General features: G+C 30.6%; 19 protein-coding genes and 2 riboswitches. Of the genes, 17 read left to right on the top strand and 2 right to left on the bottom strand.

Features of this window, described 5'->3' with window-relative positions:
• The first annotated feature begins 33 nt into the window (after positions 1-33).
• From AB1282_RS21220 to AB1282_RS21180, 9 genes are all read left to right on the top strand, one after another.
• Positions 34-753 (top strand): response regulator transcription factor, encoded by a 720-nt coding sequence (locus AB1282_RS21220; RefSeq protein ID WP_025672290.1) that lies wholly within the window; start codon positions 34-36, stop codon positions 751-753.
• Positions 753-2,537 (top strand): ATP-binding protein, encoded by a 1,785-nt coding sequence (locus tag AB1282_RS21215; RefSeq protein ID WP_056466793.1) that lies wholly within the window; start codon positions 753-755, stop codon positions 2,535-2,537. The genes AB1282_RS21220 and AB1282_RS21215 overlap by 1 nt, the downstream gene beginning before the upstream one ends.
• 147 nt (positions 2,538-2,684) lie before the next feature.
• Positions 2,685-2,856, top strand: a riboswitch (cobalamin riboswitch).
• 124 nt (positions 2,857-2,980) lie between these two features.
• Positions 2,981-3,940, top strand: coding sequence for an ABC transporter substrate-binding protein (locus AB1282_RS21210; protein WP_056466790.1), 960 nt, complete (start codon positions 2,981-2,983; stop codon positions 3,938-3,940).
• Positions 3,906-4,958, top strand: coding sequence for a FecCD family ABC transporter permease (locus tag AB1282_RS21205; protein ID WP_056466786.1), 1,053 nt, complete (start codon positions 3,906-3,908; stop codon positions 4,956-4,958). The genes AB1282_RS21210 and AB1282_RS21205 overlap by 35 nt, the downstream gene beginning before the upstream one ends.
• Positions 4,955-5,740 (top strand): ABC transporter ATP-binding protein, encoded by a 786-nt coding sequence (locus AB1282_RS21200; RefSeq protein ID WP_056466783.1) that lies wholly within the window; start codon positions 4,955-4,957, stop codon positions 5,738-5,740. The genes AB1282_RS21205 and AB1282_RS21200 overlap by 4 nt, the downstream gene beginning before the upstream one ends.
• A 29-nt stretch (positions 5,741-5,769) precedes the next feature.
• On the top strand, positions 5,770-6,339 hold the full coding sequence (locus tag AB1282_RS21195) for a cob(I)yrinic acid a,c-diamide adenosyltransferase (protein WP_056466779.1): 570 nt from the start codon (positions 5,770-5,772) through the stop codon (positions 6,337-6,339).
• A gap of 295 nt (positions 6,340-6,634) precedes the next feature.
• Positions 6,635-6,781: a hypothetical protein gene (locus AB1282_RS21190; RefSeq protein ID WP_156339602.1), complete on the top strand. Its 147-nt coding sequence runs from the start codon at positions 6,635-6,637 to the stop codon at positions 6,779-6,781.
• A 145-nt stretch (positions 6,782-6,926) separates the two neighbouring features.
• Positions 6,927-7,835 carry a phosphotransferase gene (locus AB1282_RS21185; RefSeq protein ID WP_429900318.1) on the top strand — a complete coding sequence of 303 codons (909 nt, stop codon included), beginning with the start codon at positions 6,927-6,929 and terminating at the stop codon, positions 7,833-7,835.
• Between the two features lie 63 nt (positions 7,836-7,898).
• A riboswitch (FMN riboswitch) is annotated at positions 7,899-8,035 on the top strand.
• A 217-nt stretch (positions 8,036-8,252) separates the two neighbouring features.
• Positions 8,253-8,822: an ECF transporter S component gene (locus tag AB1282_RS21180; protein WP_056466771.1), complete on the top strand. Its 570-nt coding sequence runs from the start codon at positions 8,253-8,255 to the stop codon at positions 8,820-8,822.
• Between the two features lie 113 nt (positions 8,823-8,935).
• On the opposite strand, the gene AB1282_RS21175 is transcribed toward AB1282_RS21180, so the two are convergent.
• A complete protein-coding gene (locus AB1282_RS21175) occupies positions 8,936-9,478 on the bottom strand; it encodes a YpiB family protein (protein WP_429900316.1) in 543 nt (180 codons plus the stop codon).
• 237 nt (positions 9,479-9,715) lie between these two features.
• Positions 9,716-9,964 carry a ferredoxin gene (locus tag AB1282_RS21170; RefSeq protein WP_056466764.1) on the bottom strand — a complete coding sequence of 83 codons (249 nt, stop codon included), beginning with the start codon at positions 9,962-9,964 and terminating at the stop codon, positions 9,716-9,718.
• Positions 9,965-10,284: 320 nt separating this feature from the next.
• Here AB1282_RS21170 and AB1282_RS21165 point away from each other — a divergent pair, with 320 nt between their 5' ends.
• The 8 genes from AB1282_RS21165 to AB1282_RS21130 all read left to right on the top strand — a co-directional run bounded on the left by AB1282_RS21165 (position 10,285) and on the right by AB1282_RS21130 (position 17,482).
• Complete coding sequence (locus tag AB1282_RS21165) at positions 10,285-11,358, top strand: helix-turn-helix domain-containing protein (protein WP_390311465.1); 1,074 nt, start codon at positions 10,285-10,287, stop codon at positions 11,356-11,358.
• Positions 11,345-12,862, top strand: a complete 1,518-nt coding sequence (locus tag AB1282_RS21160; protein WP_429900314.1) for a RecQ family ATP-dependent DNA helicase — start codon at positions 11,345-11,347, stop codon at positions 12,860-12,862. The genes AB1282_RS21165 and AB1282_RS21160 overlap by 14 nt, the downstream gene beginning before the upstream one ends.
• Before the next feature lie 9 nt (positions 12,863-12,871).
• A complete protein-coding gene (locus tag AB1282_RS21155) occupies positions 12,872-13,456 on the top strand; it encodes a CPBP family intramembrane glutamic endopeptidase (protein WP_056466755.1) in 585 nt (194 codons plus the stop codon).
• Positions 13,453-14,070: a LysM peptidoglycan-binding domain-containing protein gene (locus AB1282_RS21150; RefSeq protein WP_429900312.1), complete on the top strand. Its 618-nt coding sequence runs from the start codon at positions 13,453-13,455 to the stop codon at positions 14,068-14,070. Before AB1282_RS21155 ends, AB1282_RS21150 begins: the two co-directional genes overlap by 4 nt.
• 113 nt (positions 14,071-14,183) lie before the next feature.
• Positions 14,184-14,816: a CBS domain-containing protein gene (locus AB1282_RS21145; RefSeq protein WP_056466747.1), complete on the top strand. Its 633-nt coding sequence runs from the start codon at positions 14,184-14,186 to the stop codon at positions 14,814-14,816.
• Between the two features lie 388 nt (positions 14,817-15,204).
• Complete coding sequence (locus tag AB1282_RS21140) at positions 15,205-15,855, top strand: hypothetical protein (protein WP_429900309.1); 651 nt, start codon at positions 15,205-15,207, stop codon at positions 15,853-15,855.
• Positions 15,856-15,888: 33 nt separating this feature from the next.
• Complete coding sequence (locus AB1282_RS21135; RefSeq protein WP_156339601.1) at positions 15,889-16,797, top strand: MerR family transcriptional regulator; 909 nt, start codon at positions 15,889-15,891, stop codon at positions 16,795-16,797.
• A 76-nt stretch (positions 16,798-16,873) separates the two neighbouring features.
• Positions 16,874-17,482, top strand: coding sequence for a genetic competence negative regulator (locus AB1282_RS21130; protein ID WP_335415320.1), 609 nt, complete (start codon positions 16,874-16,876; stop codon positions 17,480-17,482).
• Positions 17,483-17,687: the final 205 nt, after the last annotated feature.

Genomic DNA, 17,687 nt, shown 5'->3' with positions numbered 1-17,687 from the left:
ATTATGTAAAATTATGTAGAGGGGGTCGAAATTATGGATCAAAATATAAAAATATTAATAGCAGATGATGAAGATCGTATTAGACGATTATTAAAAATGTATTTGGAACGTGATGGATATAGTATTGACGAAGCTGAAAATGGTGAGGATGCTTTAAATTTAGCATTGAAGAATGAATATTCCTTAATCGTACTAGATTTGATGATGCCTAAAATTGATGGAATTGAAGTTTGTAGGGAATTACGAAAAACAAAAACAACGCCTGTGATCATGTTAACGGCAAAAGGTGAAGAAACAAACCGAGTTCAAGGTTTTGAAGTAGGTACCGATGATTATATCGTTAAGCCATTTAGTCCGCGTGAAGTAGTACTACGTGTTAAAGCTCTATTAAGACGTTCTTCACCTGTACCAGTATTTACTTCAGATAATTCTTCAGCGAAGGATATCGTTGTGTTTCCGCATCTAACGATTGATAATGATGCTCATAAGGTAATTGTTGAAGGGGAAGAGATCAGTTTAACACCAAAAGAATACGAATTACTGTTGTTTTTAGCTAAGGCACCTGACAAAGTATTTGATCGTGAAACATTATTAAAATCAGTTTGGCAATATGATTTTTTCGGAGATTTACGTACCGTAGACACACATGTAAAACGACTGCGTGAAAAACTAAGTAAAAGCTCTGAGGATGCTGCGAAAATGATTGTAACCGTTTGGGGTGTAGGTTATAAATTTGAAGTAGGTCAGGAGTAATGATCGTAAGAAGTTTAGTTGGAAAGCTTTGGCTGACAATTATCTTACTAGTCTCTCTTGTATTATCATTTTTGACCTTTGTCTTAATAGGATTTTTTGAAAAATTTTACATTGACCTTCAAGTACAAAATATGAAAGATGATGCAACGAAAATTGCACAATTAATAGATAATGGTCAACCACTCTCAAATATTGAGTATTTATCAAATAATATTGTTAGTCGATATTCAAGAGTAATCATTTCTATTGACGGTAGGGAGCCATGGTATTCAAATAATACTTATGGAATACAGGATCTACCTTTTAAAGAAATAAAAAATGATGAAATCTTAAATAAAACGTTAACTGATAATAAAGAGGTCAGTAAAAGACTTGTTTATGGTGAAAATAGTGAGAGAGAAAAATTAGTAGTGGGTGTTCCATTACATACAAACTCAAATAATGGAGCTGTATTTATATACCAAACATTACAACCTGTAAAAGTGATGATTCATCAAACGACTAATTTTGTCTTGCTTGCGGCATCAATCGGAATCGTATTAACAACATTTTTCTCATTCTTTCTTTCTTCTAAAATTACAGCTCCTCTTAGAAAAATGAAAGAAGTTGTAAGTAGTATGACTTCAGGAAATTTTAATGTGAAAGTACCGATCCATTCAAGTGATGAAATTGGAGAGCTTGCGTATTCATTTAACAAGATGAGTAAACAATTAAATTTTAATATGAATGCATTAAAACAAGAGAAAGAGAAGGTTTCTAATATTATTACAAGTATGGTAGATGGGGTAATTTCGATTGATAAAGAAGGTCAAATCGTGACATCAAATCCACCAGCTGAACGCTTTTTGAAAATGCTTAATGATGATCAGTTAGAAGATCCCTCTTCTCTTGTTTTAACAAATGAGTTATTAGATTTATTTGTATTAGTAGTCGAAAGTGAGAAAAAGCAATTTATCGAATTACATTTTGATCAAGGCAATTGGCAAGTTTTAATGTCGCCCCTTTATAATCAAACAAATATAAGAGGCGTTGTAGCGGTGATTCGAGATGTTACAGAACAAAGACGTTTAGAAAAGATGCGAAAAGATTTTATAGCGCATGTTTCTCATGAACTACGTACGCCTATTTCTTTATTACAAGGTTATAGCGAAGCGATTGTTGATGGGGTAGCAGAATCCAAAGAAGAAATGCAGGAATTGTCACAAATCATTTATGATGAGTCTCTTAGAATGGGGCGTTTAGTAAATGATCTGTTAGATTTAGCAAGAATGGAGAACGGTTTTACCGAATTAAATAGAGAGTTCGTTCCTCTAGTACAATTTGTGGATCGAATTTTACGTAAGTTTAAAGGTCTAGCAAAGGATAAAAATATTAAGCTATTTGGTGAAATCGACAATGTTTCGCATTTGAATATCTACATAGATGAGGATCGAATGGAACAGGTTTTTACAAATTTAATTGATAATGCAATAAGACATACGAATGAAAATGGAAGAATAATTGTTTCAGTAAATCAAAATGAAAGATCAACTACATTTAATTTTATTGATTCAGGTGCAGGGATTTCAAAAGAAGACTTACCATTTGTATTTGAACGTTTTTATAAGGCAGATAAAGCTCGTACAAGAGGTAGAAGTGGAACAGGTTTAGGTTTATCAATCGTTAAAAATATTGTTACAGCACATGGTGGATCCATCCAGGTTTATAGTGAAGTAGGACAGGGAACGACATTTAAAGTTAAAATACCGCATAATTTACGAATGAACGAAAAAGATGTAGAGTAATCTTGTTTCATATAAAACATATTTCCCATATGTTTAGAGAAGAAATTTCTACAAAACACACAAAAAACAAATAAAATGTTAGTAAAATCATAAACATATAAATAAAATAATTGAATTCTTACCCAATTTATCTTACGATTGAATTAATGAAATATTGATGAGTTTAGTGCAAGTATTGCTTAAAAGGGAATCTGGTATAATCCAGAACTGTCCCCGCAACTGTAATGTGGACGAAACGAATAGCCACTGTTCGAAAGAATGGGAAGGTCGGAGTAGGTTGAAACAAAGTCAGTAGACCTGCTAAATTCATCCTTGTTCAATTCTTCGGGGAGTAAGGATTTGAAGCAGCAGTTGCAAGACTTCTTGTATTTTTATGTTGTTTCAGCCCCGTTCAAAATGAATGGGGTTTTTTTTATGTATTTCAATTATTTAGGAGGATTTAAATGAAAAAGTTTTTATCAAGTTTTATCATTATGTTATTGTGTTTAGGATTATTTGGTTGTAATAATGATACGACACAAAAAAAATCGAATGTAAGTAAAACAGAACAAGCAACTTTTCCAATGACTGTTAAAGATGCAACGAACAAAGAAATTAGCTTTAAAGAGGCACCTAAAAGAATCGTATCACTTATTCCAAGTAATACTGAAATCTTATTTTCTATTGGTGATGGCAAGGATGTAGTAGGGGTAACAGATTTTGACAATTATCCAAAAGAAGTAAAATCAATTGATAAAGTTGGCGGAAATAATGCCGATATGACATATAATGTTGAAAAAATTATTTCATTGAAACCTGATTTAGTTTTAGCTCATGAATCAAGTTTAGGAATTTCTGCTGACGGTTTAGAACAGATAAAACAAGCTGGGATTAATGTTTTTGTCGTAAAAAATGCTGCAACTATTAATGATGTGTATGATACAATTCAACAAGTTGGAGAAATAACTGGAAAAACCGAGCAATCGAAAAAAGTTGTAACTGGTATGAAAACAAAATTAGATGAAATTAGCAAAAAAACAGCTAAAGCAACTACGAATCCAAAGGTATGGCTTGAAATTTCTGGTCCGCCAGAAATCTATACAGCAGGTAAAGGTACTTTCTTAGATGAAATGCTTTCGATTGTTCATGCTAAAAACGTAGCTGAAAGTGAAAAAGGTTGGGTAAAGTATAGTGAGGAATCAGCAATTAAAGCGAATCCTGATGTGATTTTAACAACTTATGGATATTATGTTCCAAATTTAGAAAAAACTGTAATGGCTAGGAAAAACTGGCAAACAGTAAACGCAATTAAAAATCACCGTGTATATGATGTTAATTCAGATACAACATCTAGACCTGGTCCAAGACTTGCAGAGGGAGTCGAAGCAATTGCAAAGGCGGTTTACCCAGAGCTTTATAAATAATACATATTTAATCTTTTTAATTCCAATTATCTTATTAATTTTTTTATTTATTTTAGGGGTTTCGATTGGGTCTACATCGATTCCCTTTTCTTCTATTATTTCTAGCTTTTCAGATGCTATATTTAAAACTGATTATGTTCCAGCTGATATTCAAACAATTGTCATGAATATACGAGTGCCAAGGGTTATGTTAGCTGGATTAGTCGGTGCGTGCCTTTCATTGGCAGGTGTTGCGTTTCAAGGAATACTTAAAAATCCTTTAGCTGATCCTTTTACATTAGGTGTTTCTTCAGGCGCCTCTGTAGGTGCAGTGTTTGTATTGTTTTTTCAAATAAGCTTACCTTTTGTTACTTATTTTACATTACCAGTAGTTAGTATCTTATTTGGATTTGGTACACTTATTTTATTATTACTCTTTGTTAGAAAACTGGATCGATCACTTAATGTAGAGACAATTATTTTAGGTGGAATTATCATAAGTTCATTTTGTTCTGCATTGTTGTCATTATTTATAACTTTTTCAAATAATGAATTACGTGCAGTAATTGGATGGTTAATGGGTAATATTGGTGGGAGAGGCATTCAGTACTCTCTAAGTTTATTACCGTTTTTAATCATTTCTTTCTTAATATTATTTAGTCAAAATAGGCAGTTAGATGCGATGACATTTGGGAGCACAAATGCAAAACATATCGGAATTGATGTGAAAAAATCTACTTATTTAATTTTGTTAACAGGAAGTATTTTATCTGGTGCAGCAGTAGCCGTTTCTGGAACAATTGGATTTGTAGGATTAGTTGTTCCGCATTATACTAGAATACTTGTAGGGCCATTACATAAAAAATTACTTCCTTTATCGATGATCAATGGAGCAATTTTTTTAATCGGGTCTGACATATTATCGAGAGTTGTTTTAGCCCCAAGAGAGTTACCAATAGGGGTAATTACTTCACTAATTGGTGCTCCAATATTTGCTTTTATATTACTATCTTTGAAAAGAAATAGGGGAAAAGTATGATCAAATGTCAAGATATCTCATATTCTTATGATGGAATTCATACTGATTTGGATGAACTGTCTTATTCTATTAATCAAGGAGAATGGCTAGGAATTATCGGTCCAAATGGGAGTGGCAAGTCAACGTTTTTAAATATTCTTTGTGGACTTTTTAAGCCGTCTAAAGGAAATGTAATGTTGGATGGAGAATTAGTTTCTAGTATGTCAAATAAACAAATAGCAAAAAAGATTGCTGTTTTATCACAACAAAATTCCTATACATATTCTTATGAGGTAAAAGAAACAGTTAAACTTGGACGTCTTGCTCATTCGTCTTCCTTTTTTCCTAGCTGGTCCACAATCGATGAAACTGCGGTCAATAATGCAATGATGATGACTGGTACTAAGAAGATGGAAAAAAGTTTCATCAATGAAATTAGTGGTGGTGAGCGTCAAAGAGTCTTTCTTGCTCAATGCTTCGCTCAGGAAACACCATATATTTTTTTAGACGAACCAAGTAACCATTTAGATTTAATGCACACAATTAAAATTTTAGACGTTTTAAAGGAATTACAAAAACAAGAGAATAAAACAATTGTAACTGTTTTTCATGACCTAAATTTAGCAAGTCTTTACTGTGATCGATTAGTAGGATTAAAGGACGGAAAAATTTATATCGAAGGAAAAACAGACTCAGTTTTAAATGAAAATTTATTAAAAGGTTTATATGACACATCTTTTCAAATTTTAGATAATCCCGAAACAAATAAGAAAGTCATTATTTATAAAAGTAATGTATTGTAAATTAAAATTGAAAAAAGGAGAGGTTTTTCATGAAAATTTATACAAAAACCGGGGATAAAGGTCAAACTAGCTTAGTAGGTAAACGAGTAGATAAAGATGATTTAAGGGTAGAATCTTACGGAACAATTGACGAAGTAAATACAATCGTTGGGTACGCAATGACATATTTAGATCAAGAGGATACGAGAGATATTTACAATGCACTTCAAAAGATCCAACATGAACTATTTGACTGTGGTGGAGATTTGGCAGTAGTAAAGGATAGCATCCCTTTTAAAACGACAGAGAAAATGGTTGAAGAGCTTGAAACATTAATCGATGAATATATGGAAGCAACTCCCCCATTACAGCGTTTTATTCTACCTGGTGGGTCAAAACCTGCTGCAATCATTCATCAAGCAAGAGCGGTAACGAGACGTGCAGAAAGAACGGTTGTAACATTAATGAAGCAAGAAAACATTCATCTTCCAGTATTTTTATATTTGAATCGATTATCTGATTATTTCTTTGCACTTGCAAGGGTAATCAACACACGTTTAAATATTAAGGATGTTGAATACGAACGAGGATCAATCGTATTTCGAACTGATAAAAAATAAATAAGAAAAGTAGCGGTTGAATAGTTAAATTTTTCTAATCAATCGCTATTTTTTTTGTATAAATAATTTTTTTCTATCATAGAATGATTGAGCGTATGTTTTAGTAAAACTACTTCTTGGCGTTTACACGATCCATTTGCTCAATACTTCTTAAGTAATATACATAAAAAAGAGTCAAGGATTTGCAATGATTTATGCGTCTCGTCTATTTTTTTTAATGAATTACCAGTTGTCAGTCTACGAGTTTTTGGGCTGATTAAACACTTTCCACAATTCTTTAGGTAGGAGGAAAATAATGCTTGATTTTCTTAGGAGATGTTTGTTGATTGTTGTTTTTGTTTTAACGATTGGTCTTTTATTTATCGGAGGGAATCGAGAGAAATTAAAGGATATAATATTAGATAAAAATTTTCATGAATTAAAAATTGTTTCAAATCCTTAGCCGTATATTTGGACTATTAGTTTAATAATTTGTGTCGAAAAGACCGACTGTTTTAAGAACTTCCATATTAAATGTAATTTACTTCTAAATTTGGTAAAGTACATTTATATGTGAAGTTCTATTTTTTGATTTTAAGGAGAAAGAAATGTCTAATATATGGGATCCAGCGATTGTAATGGAAGAGGGATTAGTAAAAGAAATAATGAAGATACAATTCCCCGAAATAAATATAAACGTAATTAAAAAAATTGGTGAAGGATTTGACAATACTGTCTTTTGTTTAAATGATGACATTTTACTAAGATTTCCGCGAAGAGAAATAGCTGTAGCCATTTTAAACGTTGAAAGAAATTTACTCCCAATTATTTACAGTCATTTTGAATTAAAGACAACGGTACCAATACTTGATGGAAAGCCATCTGAATTATTTCCTTGGCCATTTTTAGGATATAATTTTATTGCGGGAAAGCCTCCAATTTATTTAAATAGAACTGAGAGAATTTTAATGATTGAACCAATCGCTAATTTCTTGAAAAATTTGCATTCAATAAAATTCGATGAATTAAAGGGGATTAAATTACCATTTGATGAGTTAAAAAGATTAGATATAAACTTCCGTAAACCTCAGGCTAAAAAATATATACAACAGGCAATACAGAAGAAACTCATTGAAGATGAACAGAAAATTAATCATTATATTGAAAGCTTAGTTGAAATTAAAAGTGAGACACCATTAGTTCTTGTTCATGGTGATTTACATTTTAAGAATATGATTGTGAATGAACAAAACCAACTTGAAGGAATTATTGATTGGGGTGATGCTCATATCGGCAATCGTGAATTAGATTTGTCTATAATTTATAGTCTAATTCCGAACGATATGAGAGGTGCATTTTTTGAGATTTATGGTAATGTATCGGAAGCGTCAAAGAAATTAGCACAATTTAAAGCCGTTTTTACAACAGTTGTGCTGTTGTTATATGCGAACGATCAAAAGGATGATTCGTTAGTAAGTTTTTGTCAAGAAAACCTAAATAATGCTCTAAATGATTAGTGGGAGATTTTTATTTACAAACTGTATTTAATTTAGTAACATTAAACTGTAAATTAATAAACGATCTATCTTCGGGGCGGGGCGAAATTCCCCACCGGCGGTAATTAAGCATTGCTTATAAGCCCGCGAGCCTGATTTTTTGGGCAGGATCTAGTGCGATTCTAGAGCCGACAGTATAGTCTGGATGGGAGAAGATGGAGGTTCGCAAGTTCAAAAAATTTCACTTTTTGAACGCTTATTTGGCGTGCTGAAAATTCTCCCCTATTTCAAAAAATAGGGGATTTTATTTTATTTGCATAATTTTATACTATTTTTCATTTATTAATTCGGACTTATGATAATATGTGCAAATAATAACGCTACTTAAGCGAACCTTTCATTTTTCTTGATATGATCGGGAAAAAGGAGAGAGGTATTATGCAACAACGCAACAAAGTAAATAAAATGGTAGTAGTAGCTATGCTTAGCAGTATTTCTTATGTACTGATGATGCTGTACTTTCCACTACCTGCATTTCCAGTATGGCTTACAGTTGATTTTAGTGACGTTCCTGCGTTAATAGGAGCAATTGTTTTTGGTCCTGTAGCAGGAGTAGGAATAGAGTTAATAAAAAACATCCTTCATTATGTTATTAATGGTAGCATGACTGGCGTACCAATTGGAGAATTTGCTAATTTCAGTGCAGGAGTATTATATATTTTACCTGCGTCGTATTTCTTTAGAAAATATCGTTCAGTAAAAGGTTTAACTCTTGGATTAATCGTTGGTACAGTAGTGATGACTGGAATATTAAGTCTTTTAAATTATTTTGTGTTATTACCTGCATATGCACATTTCATGAATTTTAACCTGCCAAATGAAGTAATTGTTGCATCAATTATGCCATTTAATGCAATTAAAGGTCTATTAATCATGATCCTATTCTTAGTAATCTACCCTAAATTAAAGGTTTGGTTAACTCAAAGAATGAATGTCCATAACGTATAAATAAATGAAAGTGTCTACTAAATTTTGGTAGACACTTTTTTGTTTTTTTGAAAGGTGAAAAAACTGCACCGTAAAAAAGAGAACCATCTATCGAATGATAGATGGTTTATTTGTTAGTTTATCAGCTGAGAAGATAACAAAAGAAATTGTTGTTCATTCTTCTCATATAGTGCTTTGTCAATTTGACGAAGAAGAAGTGCGTGTGAAGTTTGAGTGATAAGCGATGAAAGAAACGCATCAATTTCTGCTTGCACTTCTTCGTTTGGTTCAATAGAAGTCGTCGAAAACGGATTTGAATCTAAAATCAAAGCGTACTCGATCGGCATCGCATCAAATAACAACTCAAGATAAAACGCTATTTCCTTTCCGTGTAATCGAAGTTTATGGTAAATCGATTCCGGTGACATTTCGACCTTCTTATTAAATTCGTAATACGAAACCTGAAGGTACGAGTAGTTAGAGTAGTTATCATTTCGAAAATTAATTACAATGCCATTTGGTGTACTCTTTGCATCATCTACAAACGAGATGTTTGTTAGTACTTCATCAACAGCAAGGAGATATTGTAGAATCAATTCGATGTCTTTTTTTACCTGATTTTTCTCTAAGAACTTGTTTAAAAATGTTTTTTTCTCAGTAATTGTCATCTGTTCCATGCTGTTCATCCTCTCTTGATGTTTTGTTTATTATAACGAATTATTAGATTATTCTAAATATGTAAAATAAGGAAATAATTAAGAAAGGGGTTTTGATTATTAATTGTATAGGTCCGGCAATGAGTGATTTAGAAATTACAGGAAGGACGGAACAGTAGAATTAGCAATTCGGCTAGCTTGTGTTTTTTTATTAAAAAAAATAAAAAAAGCGACGAAATAATTTCGTCGCAGTTTTTACTATTCGAATTTTAAAGCGTCGCCATCAAATGATTCGTCAGCAACTTTGATTGAGTCTGTTGGGCATCCTTCGAATGCATCCATCATGTCATCAACTAAAACGTCTGGAATTTCAACGATTCCTTGGTTATCATCTAGAGTAACGTATGCGATCCCTTCATCATCATAGTCATAGATATCAGGTGCAGCTGCGCCACAAGCGCCACATGCGATACAAGTGTCTTTATCAACGATTGTATATTTTGCCATTGTATTGACCTCCCAAATTATTCCCTGTTTATGTTACAGATACTATTTTTGTAATGTACCTGTAAACATTTTAAAACGGTTTCCAAAACTTTTCAATATAATTGTACAAGGTTTTGAAAAAAACGAGAAATGATGAAATCTCAAATAAAATAAATAATGATTTTTATATGCTTAAAATGGTTTGGTTATTGATACATATGATAAGCTAGAAGAAATAAAAACTATTTAGAAAAAATGCACAAATATTTTTGTACTACTAATTATTATTCGAAAAAATATTCAAATATATTAATGGAATAATTTTATTTGAGAGGTTTATGATGTCTAATCTATCAATATTGGAAGAAATCTTCCTTTTTTTACTTCATCGATATAATGCTGAACGAACGATCCAAGGTATAATGTATTTATTAAAAGGTAAACAAAGTGCTCAAATTATTCAAGATTCTCATTTTTATCATGTCACATCATTTTTCGGGCTTTTTCATTTCCTCACTCATCAGAATATGCAAGAAATTATAAATGGGTTAGAGGTTAAAGGGTATATAAGTCAAACGGAAAATAAAAATATCTATTTGTTAAATAAAAATGGTCAAGCTTATCTAGAAAATCAAAAATTACAGTTTATGGAGTTTAAATATATAAATGGTCTAAGGTTTTCTAGTATTCAAAAGATATTTTGGAAAAGATTTTCATTGTTCTTTCAAACAGTTTCAAATCTGAATATGAATTTAAAATATTTTAGGGCAGTAATTCAAGACCAAGATATACAAGAATGGGTAAAAAATGAAATTCTTAATTTTACAGGGAATAAAAACGAATTAGTTAATCAATTTTATAATGAATTACATACAATTTTAGAAAATGTAAGTGATGAAGACGCATTACTATTTGTGAAACGATTGTCTGGAGCAAATGCTTATGGCATGACTTTAGAACAGATTGCATCTGAACACAAAGTGAGTGTTGAGAAAATTTATCTCAAATCGATTAATACTTTGCATCATATGATCACCATTTTAGTTGAGCCTAAAAATAATTATCCTTTTTTAAGTAAATTTGTTAATGGAGATAAAAGTACTAATATTACGAATACTTCGATTGAAACGAAGAAATTATTTGCTGAGGGTAGAACAATTCAAGAAATAGCTGCGATTCGTAATTTAAAGATTAGTACAATAGAGGATCATATTGTTGAGTGTGTATTAGGTGATAAATTATTTCCAATTAATCAATTTATTACGACAAAACAATTTACATTAATAAAAAATAAAATTATTGAGCTAAATACAAGGAAATTAAAAATTATTAAAGAAGCTTTATTAAATGAGGTAACATATTTTCAAATTCGTATTACTCTTGCAAGAATGGGTGATTTACATGGACCTAAATAAAGTTCTATACGAAAAGTTCGGTTATTCAAGTTTTCGAAATAACCAAAAAGAAATTATTAATGACTTGTTAAACTCGAAAGATGTTTTAGCGATGCTTCCTACTGGTGGGGGGAAGTCATTGTTATATCAATTAACAGGGCTACTATTGCCTGGCCTTGTAGTAATCGTTTCACCATTACTTTCACTTATGGAGGACCAGGTAGAACAAATTAAAGCATTTGGAGATAAACGAGTCATTGCACTAAATAGCTTTAGAAGTTTTGAGCAAAAAAAATATTTGTTTAAAAATATTAGCAGCTATAAGTTTATATTTGTTTCGCCTGAAATGTTACAAAATCAATTTTTAATTCAAAAACTTTCTGCTTCTAAGGTCTCGTTATTTGTTGTTGATGAAGCACATTGTATATCACAGTGGGGGCATGATTTTAGGCCAGAATATAAAACTTTAGGAGAAATTAAGCAGAAATTAAATAATCCGACGGTTTTAGCTTTAACCGCTACAGCTAGCAAAAATGTGCGGGAAGAAATAATTGAAACTTTACAGTTAAAACATGTTCAAAAATATATCAATTCAGTTAATAGAGAGAATATATCAATTCAAGTTGAAAAAGTAGATTCAGAAGTAGAAAAGCTCAAGTCATTAACTGACCATCTTTCAAAATTAACAGGTCCAGGCATTGTCTATTGTGGTACAAGAGCTACTTGTGAGAAAATTTCACATACCATAAGAGAAAAGTTAAATTGCAAAGTTGCTTATTATCATGGTGGAATGGAGCATGAGCAAAGAATTTTAATTCAACAACAATTTATTCAAAATCAAATAGATATCATCGTTTGTACAAGTGCTTTTGGTATGGGAATTAATAAACCGAATGTAAGGTTCGTGATTCATTATCAGTATCCGTCAAACATTGAGAATTATCTTCAAGAAATTGGACGTGCCGGCCGAGATGGTGAGCCCAGTATAGCAATACTAATCATGTGTGAAGAAGATCATGAGTTACCATTAAGGTTAATTGATGACGAAATCCTTTCTGTAAATCAAGTTGAGTCTTTTCTAGCTTATTTAAAAAGATTAGAAGAAAATCCGATAAAATTGACTGAAACCCTTGTGTCTAATTGGAAATCAGTTTTTCAATTTAGTGAAATACAATGGACGACGCTTCATTCTGAAATGGTCAAATTTAATATAATTGAAAATGAACACTTGTATTTAGAAAAAATAAATTATGGCTTATTAGAATCGATTAAAGAATTAATTTCCGAGAGAAAAAAAGTAAAATATTTAAAACTCAAAGCGATGATTGATTTTCTATCTTCAACAACTTGTTATCGCGAAAAATATCTTTTACTTTTTGATGAAATATTAGTACAGAAACCAATAAATTGCTGTAACATTTGTGGTATATCGTTTGAAGAGTATTGTTCAAATGATCATGAGAAATATATAAATACAAACGTAATTTCATGGGAACAAGAATTAAGAAATAAATTGGGGCTGTGAGGAATCTATATGGAAAGCGAATTAAACCGACAAGAAATTTCTGCTAACTATTTGAAGAAAAGCGTATACGGTACGCAGTTAATCATTTTAGTAATCGCAATTTTATGTATTGCTTTTTTCGTTGGTACAGAAAAATTTATAGATGATTTACATTTATTTAAAAGTTATAAAACATATTTATATGGATTCGGTGCTGGATTTTCACTCGTCTTATTTAATATTTTATTAAATTATACGATTCCAGAGCGTTTGTTGGATGATGGCGGTTTTAATAAAAGATTCTTTACGTCACTTTCAGTTCCTGAAATGACATTACTTTGTATTTTGATCGCATTATCAGAAGAATTACTTTTTAGAGGATTTATTCAAGCTAAATTTGGACTAATTATTGCATCAGTTGTTTTCGCTTTAGTTCATTTTCGCTATGTGAAAAAACCGATTTTACTTACGATTGTATTAATTGAAAGTTTTTTCTTAGGTTACTTGTATTTGAAAACAAATAATATAGTAATTGTATTTATCGCACATTTTATCTTAGATTATGTTTTAGGAATGTATATGAAATTAAGTTTGGAAAGTGAAGACAAAGAATGAAAAATGAGCTTCAGAATAATAGTATTGCTGACTTAAGTCGAAAGAAAAAAAATAAGAAATCAAAAATTAAGAAAATAAATGATCAGAATAAAGCAGTTGATCTGTTAAATTTACCACCAAGAAGTGAAACAATGAAAATAAAAGAGGATCTACAAAGACCCTGGTGGAAAATAAAATATCCTTTAATCACTGCTTTAGTCATACTTTTTATCATGCTACCATTTGGAGTGGTTAAGTTTGTACATAGTAAATACGATAAAATTTTTACTGAAAAAGGAAGTTTAATCATACCTTCAAATAAATTTGAAAAAGTTGAATTAGCTACTACCGATCATGTTAAAAAACAAAAAAAGAATGAAACACAGAAAAAAGCTCCAATCAAAAAAGAAATAAAAAATGTAGTAAAACCTCCAACAGATTCAAGTGAAACTGTTGGAGTGGAAGAAATTAATCACGAAGTCAAAAAAGGAGAAACATTATTTACTATTTCAATGAAATATTACGGTAATCGTGATGGCGAAGAAATTATTCAAGATGCAAATCATTTAAATGGGATTGAAGTGACGCCTGGCCAGATCTTAAAAATCCCATTAAATGTCGATGTGGATAAATAATGTTAAGAGATACATAAAAGGCAATGAAATTGAAATTCAAAATCTAGACAAATTCGCTTTGATTTGATGCTTCCAATCTATGTTATAAATAGAGGGAAGGGAAGTGTTATAGTATGTTAGCAAAGCATAGAATGCTTCAAAACCATCAAGTAATTACGATCCAATCTAATAAAACTGTAGAGTTTGCAATTAATCTCTTATTGGAAAAGCAAATAGATAGCGTACCTGTATTAACGGGAAATAAATATGTTGGAATGATTTCACAAGCAGAGATTTTTAGAAGATGCTTTTTTAGTGAATTACGAAAAGAAGAATATACAAAGAATCTAAAAATAGGTGAAATCGCAACACATCAAACAATCTGTGTTAAATCAGAAGAGCCATTTGAAGATACAATGAACTCGTTAAAAAAATACCCATCAATTGCAGTAGTTGATGATGAGAGAAATTTTGTTGGACTAGTTATAAGATATGACGTAATTGAGATTTTTCAAGAAGTACTTGGAAAGGATTGTCGGGGAATAAGAATTTCAATGACAAGTATGGAGAAGGAAGGGCAATTAGCAAGATTACTTGATTATCTTCACAATTTCAAGATTAATATTATTTCGCTAGTAACTTTTGATTCAAAAGATCAGTTATTAAGAAGAATTGTCTTAAAAATAGATGATAATAAAAATATCGATAAAATTTTACGTAAATTTGAAGAGATTGGTCTAAGAATAGTATCTGTTACAAATGAATAAGAAAATTCTACAGTTAAACACAAATAATATTATTTTAGTTTCGCAGTTTTCTTGGAACAAAAAATTGATTAATTATAGTTTTTTGCATAGACGACAATAGACAATTAAACCATTTTTTACTCAAATTAAAAACTTATGCCCATTTTGTAATAATGGATATAAGTTTTTTGTTGTTTAAAATTTTTCAATTTCTACTAGTTTTTGTATAATAAATAAAAGCACTTTGAACTATAACAAAAAGAAATAGATAAAGTTGATTTTTTTAAAAAGAAGTAAAATCAGGAAATAAGCCGATATTTACTTTGTTGATGGGTTAAGTTACAAGGGGGAAATTAAAATAAAATTATTATTATCGATCGGATTCGTATTAATAGTAGCAATTATTCTATTGCTAAATCGAAAAAGTAAACTAGAAATTATTAATAAAAAAATTAAAATAAAGCATTTAGATGATTCATTACAGTCAATTCAGCTTTTATGGATTCCAAATATAGGTGATATTCCTTTTAAATTGAGTGAGATTGAAAAAATTTGCAATCATAATACATTAATCCTTTTAAGCGGTTACTCAAAAAAGAAATCAAAGAAATATAATGATGAAAACATCCACTATTTATCATCTTTGGCTCCAGTATATTTTTTGTGGAATGATTTTGATTATAGTGGCAACTATAGAGATCTAAATGCATTATTACTAGATTGTAAAGTTACAATTTTAGAAAATAAAAGTGCTTCATTTGAGACTGAAAATGGGACAAAGTTTTCGATTGTTGGTTTAGATGATGTGAAAACAAAAAGAGATGATTTAAACTTTGCACTTGAAGAGCGATATGAAGACGATCTTAGTATTTTAACAAGCTATACTGAAGTCAAGGATAGTAAAAGTAGTAATTTTGAAAGTATTCAAGTTTATCTGTTTGAAAGAAGTCAAATAAATGTAAATCGAAATCAGAAAACGGTATATTTGGAGCTACATAACAATAAAGGAATTCGAAAACAAAACACAATAACTGTTTTAAATTTTGAAGTTATGAAATAAGTGTTTCTTGTTTACATGCAGGAGGAAAGAAAATTGGCCCAAATAGGAAAGTACAATATTAAAGCAATTTCTAACATTGTTGGGATATTACCAGGCACATTAAGAGCTTGGGAAAGAAGATATAATATCATAAGTCCTGTACGAAATGATGCTGGCCATCGACTATATACAGAAGAACATGTTTATATTTTAAAATGGCTCGTTCAAAAAGTTAATGAAGGATTTACAATTGGACAAGCAATTAATTTATACGAAGCAAAAGGGCATAAATCGTCTAATGACAGTTCTCTTACTGAAAATTTACAATCAGATGCTCTAGTAAATCGAATTGTTTCTTCATTATTATCTTTTGAAGAAAGTGAAGCCCACAATTATGTGAATGACGCATTTAGTCTTTTTTCTGTAGATAAAGTATTATTTAAAATTATTTCTAAGGTTTTCATATTAATAGGTGATAAATGTCGTAATGGTGAAATTACAAGTGCCCATGAACATTTTGCAACATCTTTTCTGAGAACGAGATTAGGGATGATTTATCAAAATTTACCTAACAATAAACATTTGCCAAAGTTAATCGCGGTTTGTGGACCTGAAGAAAAGCACGAACTAGGTTTATTAATATTTACGATCTACTTAAGAAGAATCGGTTTTCAAGTTATTTATTTAGGCGCATCAATCGATTCAAATGATGTTGAACAAGTAATTAATGAAGTGAACCCAGCTGGATTTATCATGACTTGTACTTTAAGGGAAAATTTAAAGAAAACAATTGATCTAGCCATCATAATCAAAAAAATTAAACCTGATATCATTATTGGAATTGGTGGACATGCAGTTTCAACTTGTGAGAGCCCAATTATGGATTCCATACAGGAATTTTATATAGGTAATCAACAATCGAACTGGGATGAATGGTTAAAGCAGAATTTTAATTATAAATGAATTTTGACTTTAGAATCACCAAAATTATATAAAAACATAAACTGTACTATGGTAAATGCAGCAAGGAGGCTAGTTCATGAGGTTGGAACGGTTGAACTACAATAAAATAAAAGTTTTTCTTACATCTGATGATTTATCTGAACGTGGTCTGACAAAAGAAGACTTATGGTACAATGCACCAAAAGTTCAACAGCTTTTTCAAGATATGATGCATGAAGCTAGCGTAGAACTAGGTTTCGAAGTAGATGGAAAAGTATCCGTTGAAGTTTTCTCTCTTCAAGCTCAAGGTATGGTTGTTATTGTAACAAAATCCGATGATATTGAAGAAGAGGAAGATGAATTTCAAGACGATTTTATCTCGATGGAAGTAATCCTAGATGAAAGTGAACATATATTGTACGAGTTTTCTACTTTAGATGATCTAATCCTACTTTCTGAAAAATTAGTTTCATGTGAAGCTTTAGGTGGGAGATTATTCTCTTTTGAAAATACGTTTTACTTAAAGTTCGAAGAGAATGAAATAGGAAGACTAGATCGTGAAACATTTTATGCGATATTAGCTGAATATGGTAATCCTTCCACAAGAACAATTTACCGTATTATTGAATATGGTAAAGAACTTATCTCGGAAAATGCTATTGAACAACTGCATTTTTATTTCGTTAAAAATAAAGCCTCTCAGTAATTTATTACGAGAGGTTTTACTTTTGTAAATTTTTATTAATATATTGTATTTCTTCACATTCTTTTCTTTTCAAATTTTGGAAATAGGAGTATAATGACCTTAGAAAACGCTTACATTAAACGAATATTATATTTTGTTTTCTATGTGTTTATAACTTTCAAAATGGGATGGAAAGTTGTATACTAATTTCAGAATGAATGAATCT

It is taken from the genome of Gottfriedia sp. S16(2024), from assembly GCF_050473765.1.
Taxonomy (GTDB): domain Bacteria; phylum Bacillota; class Bacilli; order Bacillales; family Bacillaceae_G; genus Gottfriedia.
The sequence above is the reverse complement of the archived record's forward strand: the minus strand, read 5'-3'. Positions and strand labels throughout refer to the sequence as shown.

What these genes read in the sequence shown, in the direction of transcription:
- AB1282_RS21220 (WP_025672290.1), top strand. Translation starts at nt 34, where the DNA reads ATGGATCAAAATATAAAAATATTAATAGCAGATGATGAAGATCGTATT.
- AB1282_RS21215 (WP_056466793.1), top strand. Translation starts at nt 753, where the DNA reads ATGATCGTAAGAAGTTTAGTTGGAAAGCTTTGGCTGACAATTATCTTA.
- AB1282_RS21210 (WP_056466790.1), top strand. Translation starts at nt 2,981, where the DNA reads ATGAAAAAGTTTTTATCAAGTTTTATCATTATGTTATTGTGTTTAGGA.
- AB1282_RS21200 (WP_056466783.1), top strand. Translation starts at nt 4,955, where the DNA reads ATGATCAAATGTCAAGATATCTCATATTCTTATGATGGAATTCATACT.
- AB1282_RS21195 (WP_056466779.1), top strand. Translation starts at nt 5,770, where the DNA reads ATGAAAATTTATACAAAAACCGGGGATAAAGGTCAAACTAGCTTAGTA.
- AB1282_RS21190 (WP_156339602.1), top strand. Translation starts at nt 6,635, where the DNA reads ATGCTTGATTTTCTTAGGAGATGTTTGTTGATTGTTGTTTTTGTTTTA.
- AB1282_RS21185 (WP_429900318.1), top strand. Translation starts at nt 6,927, where the DNA reads ATGTCTAATATATGGGATCCAGCGATTGTAATGGAAGAGGGATTAGTA.
- AB1282_RS21180 (WP_056466771.1), top strand. Translation starts at nt 8,253, where the DNA reads ATGCAACAACGCAACAAAGTAAATAAAATGGTAGTAGTAGCTATGCTT.
- AB1282_RS21175 (WP_429900316.1), bottom strand. Translation starts at nt 9,478, where the DNA reads ATGGAACAGATGACAATTACTGAGAAAAAAACATTTTTAAACAAGTTC.
- AB1282_RS21170 (WP_056466764.1), bottom strand. Translation starts at nt 9,964, where the DNA reads ATGGCAAAATATACAATCGTTGATAAAGACACTTGTATCGCATGTGGC.
- AB1282_RS21165 (WP_390311465.1), top strand. Translation starts at nt 10,285, where the DNA reads ATGTCTAATCTATCAATATTGGAAGAAATCTTCCTTTTTTTACTTCAT.
- AB1282_RS21160 (WP_429900314.1), top strand. Translation starts at nt 11,345, where the DNA reads ATGGACCTAAATAAAGTTCTATACGAAAAGTTCGGTTATTCAAGTTTT.
- AB1282_RS21155 (WP_056466755.1), top strand. Translation starts at nt 12,872, where the DNA reads ATGGAAAGCGAATTAAACCGACAAGAAATTTCTGCTAACTATTTGAAG.
- AB1282_RS21150 (WP_429900312.1), top strand. Translation starts at nt 13,453, where the DNA reads ATGAAAAATGAGCTTCAGAATAATAGTATTGCTGACTTAAGTCGAAAG.
- AB1282_RS21145 (WP_056466747.1), top strand. Translation starts at nt 14,184, where the DNA reads ATGTTAGCAAAGCATAGAATGCTTCAAAACCATCAAGTAATTACGATC.
- AB1282_RS21130 (WP_335415320.1), top strand. Translation starts at nt 16,874, where the DNA reads ATGAGGTTGGAACGGTTGAACTACAATAAAATAAAAGTTTTTCTTACA.